The organism is Rhizobacter sp. P2_H3 (genome assembly GCF_056403355.1).
Map to the genome: position 1 here is coordinate 1 of NZ_JBFUFQ010000316.1, position 5376 is coordinate 5376.

The 5376-nt window shown below is 73.1% G+C and carries 5 protein-coding genes; all 5 read left to right on the forward strand.

What is annotated here, in order from left to right:
- Positions 1 to 1292: ATP-binding protein (locus tag AC1D1T_RS29720; RefSeq protein WP_477993053.1), on the forward strand; the 1292-nt coding region annotated here is incomplete at its 5' end.
- On the forward strand, positions 1289 to 2182 hold the full coding sequence (locus AC1D1T_RS29725; RefSeq protein ID WP_477826912.1) for a LysR substrate-binding domain-containing protein: 894 nt from the start codon (positions 1289 to 1291) through the stop codon (positions 2180 to 2182). The genes AC1D1T_RS29720 and AC1D1T_RS29725, both read left to right, overlap by 4 nt.
- 84 nt (positions 2183 to 2266) lie before the next feature.
- Positions 2267 to 3475 carry a CaiB/BaiF CoA transferase family protein gene (locus AC1D1T_RS29730; protein ID WP_477826913.1) on the forward strand — a complete coding sequence of 403 codons (1209 nt, stop codon included), beginning with the start codon at positions 2267 to 2269 and terminating at the stop codon, positions 3473 to 3475.
- Entirely contained in the window at positions 3472 to 4452 is a 981-nt protein-coding gene (locus tag AC1D1T_RS29735) for a hydroxymethylglutaryl-CoA lyase (protein ID WP_477826914.1), read from the forward strand. Before AC1D1T_RS29730 ends, AC1D1T_RS29735 begins: the two co-directional genes overlap by 4 nt.
- A 27-nt stretch (positions 4453 to 4479) precedes the next feature.
- Positions 4480 to 5376: Bug family tripartite tricarboxylate transporter substrate binding protein (locus AC1D1T_RS29740; RefSeq protein ID WP_477993054.1), on the forward strand; the 897-nt coding region annotated here is incomplete at its 3' end.

Consider the following 5376-nt stretch of genomic DNA (forward strand, 5'->3'; position numbering starts at 1 on the left):
GCGCCACCTGGCGCGCGGTCGCGGCCGAGACCGCGGCGCGCCTGGGCCGGCACCGCATCGCCGCGTCGGCCGAGTTGCACCTGCCGGGCGGGCGCGTGCTGGAGATGCTGAGCCACCCGATGCCCGACGGCGGCTGGGTCGCCGTCTGCCGCGACCTGAGCGCACGCCGCGCGATGGAGGCACAGCTGCGGCAGGCCCAGCGCATGGAGGTGCTGGGGCAGCTGACCGGCGGCATCGCGCACGACTTCAACAACTTCCTGAGCGCGATCCTCGGCAACCTGGAGCTGCTGCGCCATCGGCTGCTCGGTGACGAGCGGGTCAGCGCGCTGGCCGTGCGCGCGCACAAGGCGGCCGAGTCGGCGGCCGGCCTGTCGCGGCGGCTGCTGGTGTTCGCGCGGCGCCAGCCGCTGGAGGTGGAGTCGGTGTGCGTGGCCGACATGCTGGCCGAGATGCAGGACCTGGTCGAGTACTCGGTCGGGCCGGCGATCGAGGTGCGGATCGACGAAGGCAGCGCAGACGCCGCGCTGTCGGTGCAGGCCGACCGCGGCCAGCTGGAGAACGCGCTGCTGAACCTCGCGCTGAACAGCGCCGCCGCGATGCCGGGCGGCGGCATGCTGACGCTGTCGGTCGCGCACGTCGCGCACAGCGACCGCGTGGTGCCGGCCGGCGAGGCGGTCGTGATCCGCGTGCACGACACCGGCCACGGCATGCCGGCCGAGGTGCAGGCGCGCGTGGCCGAACCGTTCTTCACGACCAAGGCGCCCGGGCAAGGCAGCGGGCTGGGGCTCGCGATCGTCGACGGCTTCATGCGCCAGTGCGGTGGCAGCCTGGTGCTGCACAGCGCCGAGGGCCTCGGCACCACGGCCGAGCTGTGGCTGGCGGCCTCGCACGCCGGTGCGCCGGCCCCGCTGCCGCGCGCGGCGGTGCATGCGCGCGGCGCGGCAGCCCGCGTGCTGYTGGTGGAGGACGACGACAGCGTGCGCGCCACTGCGGCCGCGCTGCTCGACGACCTGGGCGCCAGCGTCACCGCAGTGGCGTCGGAGCACGACGCGCTCGCCTGCATGGTGGCGCACGGCCCGTTCGACCTGCTGCTGTCGGACGTGATGCTCGGCCCGGGCGGCGACGGCATCGCGCTGTGGCACCGCATCGCGCATGACTGGCCGCAGCAGCGCATCGTGCTGAGCTCGGGCCTGCCGCCGGAAGTGCATGCACGGCGCGCCGACTGGCCGGACGCGGCCGCCTTCCTGCCGAAGCCGTTCACGCGCAAGAGCCTGGAGGCGCTGATCGCATGAATCTTCACCGCCTCGACCTCGTCTCGCTGCAGCTGTTCAGCCTGGTCGCGCGCAGCGGCAGCATCAGCCAGGGCGCCGCGCTCGCACACCTCGCGGTGGGCGCGGCCAGCAAGCGCATCACCGACCTGGAGGCGGCTGTCGGCAGCACGCTGCTGGAACGCCATTCCCGCGGCGTCACGCTGACGGCCGCCGGGCAGGCGCTGCAGCAGCATGCGCAGCGCATCCTGAGCGATGTCGACCGGCTGGCGGCCGACCTCTCCGACCACGCGGCCGGGCTGGTCGGCGTGGTGCGGCTGTGGGCCAACACCTCGGCGATCACGCAGTTCCTGCCGCCGGACATCGCCGCCTTCGTCGCGCAGAACCCGGGCATCCGCATCGAGCTGGAAGAGGAAGACAGCAGTGCGGTGGTGCAGGCCGTGCTCGACGGCCGGGCCGACCTGGGCATCTTCGCTGACCGCACCGCCACGCACGGGCTGCACACGATGAACTACCGCGAGGACCGGCTGGTGCTGGTGGTGCCGCGCGGGCATGCGCTGGCGCGCCGGCGCAGCCTGCGCTTCGAGGAGCTGCTGGACTGCGATTTCGTGAGCCTCTCGGAAGGCACCTCGCTGGCGCGCCGGCTGCACACCGAGGCGCAGGCGCTCGGGCGCCAGCTGCGGCTGCGCATCCGCGTGCGCAGCTTCGACGCGATGTGCCGCATGGTGGCCGCCGGCCTCGGCATCGGCGTGCTGCCGCGCGATGCGATCCTGCCGCACCTGCGCTCGATGGACCTGCGGCAGGTCGGCCTCGCGGACGACTGGGCGCGCCGCAAGCTGCTGCTCGGCGTGCGCGATGCGGCCGCCGTGTCGCGCCACGTGCGGCTGCTGATCGACCACCTCGATCCGGGTTGACCCGCGGCCGCTTTCGCGAACCGCGAAAGCTCGCTGCACGCCTTTGCCATTCCCCATCGCCGGGCCGGTTTCGACAATGGCCCGATGAACACACCCTCCCCCGCCCCCGGCGCATTGCACGGCGTGCGCGTCGTCGAGATGGGCCAGCTGATCGCCGGCCCGTTCGCCGGCAAGACGCTCGGTGAATTCGGCGCCGACGTGATCAAGATCGAACCGCCCGGCAGCGGCGACCCGCTGCGCAACTGGCGCCTGCTGAAGGACGGCACCTCCGTGTGGTGGCAGGTGCAGTCGCGCAACAAGCGCTCGATCGCGCTCGACCTGCGCGACGCCGAAGGCCAGGAAATCGCACGCCGGCTGATCGCGCAGGCCGACGTGCTGATCGAGAACTTCCGCCCCGGCACGCTGGAAGGCTGGGGGCTCGGCTACGAGGCCCTGTCGGCGCTGAACCCGGGTCTCGTGATGCTGCGCATCTCCGGCTACGGCCAGACCGGGCCGTACCGCGACCTGCCCGGCTTCGGCGCGATCGGTGAAGCCATGGGCGGGCTGCGCCACCTGACCGGCGAGCCCGGCCGCGTGCCGGTGCGCTGCGGCATCTCGCTCGGCGACACGCTGGCCGCGCTGCACGGCTGCATCGGCGTGCTGACCGCGCTGTACCACCGCCAGGCCCACGGCGGGCGCGGCCAGGTGATCGACGTGGCGCTGAACGAGGCCGTCTTCAACGTGATGGAAAGCCTGCTGCCCGAGTACAGCGCGTTCGGCGCGGTGCGCGGGCCGGCCGGCAGCGCGCTGCCCGGCATCGCGCCGTCGAACGCCTACCGCTGCCGCGACGGCGTGGTGCTGATCGCGGGCAACGGCGACAGCATCTTCAAGCGATTGATGCAGGCGATCGGCCGCGAGGAGCTGGGCAACGATGCAGGGCTCGCCGCCAACGCCGGGCGCGTGGCGCGCGTGGCCGAGCTCGATGCCGCCATCGAGGCCTGGACCGCGCCACGCGACGTGGCCGACGTGCTGGCCGTGCTGAGAGAAGCGCGCGTGCCCTGCGGCAAGGTCTACACCGCGCAGGACATCGCCGAAGACCCCCACTACCGGGCGCGCGACATGCTGCTCGCGCAGACCACGCGGGCCGGCGACACGCTCGAGGTGCCGGGCATCGTGCCCAAGCTGATGTCCACCCCCGGCAGCGTGCGCAGCTCGGCGCCTGGCCTCGGCGACGACACCGACGCGGTGCTGCATGAACTGGGGCTGCGCGACGGCGAGATCGCCGCGCTGCGCGAACGGGGGGTGGTGGCATGAGCAACAGCATCTGGAACGGCAACGACCGGCGCCTGCGCCTGTGCGAGGTGGGCATGCGCGACGGCCTGCAGATCGAACCCGTTTTCGTGCCGACCGAAGACAAGATCACGCTGATCGATGCGCTGTCGCAGGCCGGCGCGGCCAAGATCGAGGTCACCGCCTTCGTCTCGGCGCAGGCCATCCCGGCGCTGCGCGACGGCGAGGTCGTGATGCGCGAGATCGCGCGCCGGCCCGGCGTCGTCTACAGCGCACTGGTGCCCAACGTGCGCGGTGCGCAGCGCGCGATCGAGGCCCGCACCGACGAGCTGAACCTGGTGATGTCGGCCAGCGAGAGCCACAACCTCGCCAACCTGCGGATGACGCGCGGGCAGTCGTTCGCCGCGCTGTCGCAGGTGGCCGCGCTGGCGCGCGAGGCCGGCGTGGCCGTCAACGTCTCGCTGTCGTGCTGCTTCGGCTGCCCGATGGAAGGCGAGGTGCCGGCCGGCACGGTGCTGGACTGGTGCGAGCGCTTCGTCGACGAACTCGGCGCGCAGGGCGTGACGCTGTGCGACACCACCGGCATGGCGTACCCGCCCCAGGTGCAGGCGCTGGTGCGGGGTTTCCGCGCGCGCTGGCCGGGCACCGCGCTGACGGTGCACTTCCACGACACGCGCGGCCTCGGCCTCGCGAACCTGCTGGCCGCGATCGAGGCCGGTGCCGACCGCTTCGACGCCTCGCTCGGCGGCCTGGGCGGCTGCCCGTATGCGCCGGGTGCGAGCGGCAACGTCTGCAGCGAGGACATCGTGCATGCGCTCGCGCTGATGGGCTACGACACCGGCGTCGACCTGCCGGCGCTGCTGGCGGCCGCATCGCGCCTGCCGGCGCTGATCGGCCACGCGCTGCCCGGCCAGGTCGTCAAGGCCGGCCGGCGCCTCGACCTGCATCCCTTGCCCGCCGACTTCGAGGCCACGCGTGCACGCGCGCTGGCCCGCGGCTGAACCCGATCACAACACAGGAGACATTCCATGAACCGCACGTTGCACGCCATCGCCCTGTCGCTGGCCGCCCTCTCGCTCCCGGTGCTGGCCGCCGCCCCCTATCCCTCCAAGCCGATCACGCTGATCGTGCCGACCGCCCCCGGCGGCACCACCGACCTGGCCGCGCGCATGCTGGCCGAGCCGCTGGGCAAGGCGCTCGGCCAGACGGTCGTCGTCGACAACCGCGGCGGCGCGAGCGGCGGCATCGCCGCGGTGGCCGTCAAGCGCGCCGAGCCCGACGGCTACACGCTGCTGATGCAGTACTCCGGCTACCACGTGATCACGCCGCACCTGATGAAGCAGTCGCAGTGGGAGCAGCGCGACCTGCAGCCGGTGGCCAATGTGCTGAACGCGCCGCAGCTGGTCGTCGTGCGCGCCGGGCTGCCGGTCAAGACGCTGGCCGAGCTGGTCGCCTATGCGAAGCAGAACCCCGGCAAGCTGAGCTTCGCGTCGTCGGGCAATGGCTCGCTGCAGCACGTCACCGGCGCGATGCTCGCGCAGCAGGCCGGCGTGCAGATGACCCACGTGCCGTACAAGGGCACCGGCCCGGCGCTGCAGGACCTGCTGGGCTCGCAGGTCGACCTGAGCTTCGGCACGCCGCCACCGTTCCTCCCGTTCGTGCAGTCGGGCAAGCTGCGCGCGCTGGCCGTCACCGGAGCGCACCGGCTGCCGTCGCTGCCCGACGTGCCGACCGCCGCCGAAGCCGGCCTGCCCGGGCTGGACGCGACCTCGTGGTTCGCGGTGTTCGCACCGGCCCGCACGCCGGCCGCGGTGGTCGACAAGCTGACGCGCACGATCGCGCAGGTGATGGCGACGCCGGCCTTCAAGCAGAAGGCCGCCGAACAAGGGGCGACGGCCGATTACCTGGCGCCGACGGCCCTGGGT

Bases quoted from the DNA above. Each gene is read 5' to 3' on its own strand.
- AC1D1T_RS29725 (WP_477826912.1), top strand. From the start codon at position 1,289: ATGAATCTTCACCGCCTCGACCTCGTCTCGCTGCAGCTGTTCAGCCTG.
- AC1D1T_RS29730 (WP_477826913.1), top strand. From the start codon at position 2,267: ATGAACACACCCTCCCCCGCCCCCGGCGCATTGCACGGCGTGCGCGTC.
- AC1D1T_RS29735 (WP_477826914.1), top strand. From the start codon at position 3,472: ATGAGCAACAGCATCTGGAACGGCAACGACCGGCGCCTGCGCCTGTGC.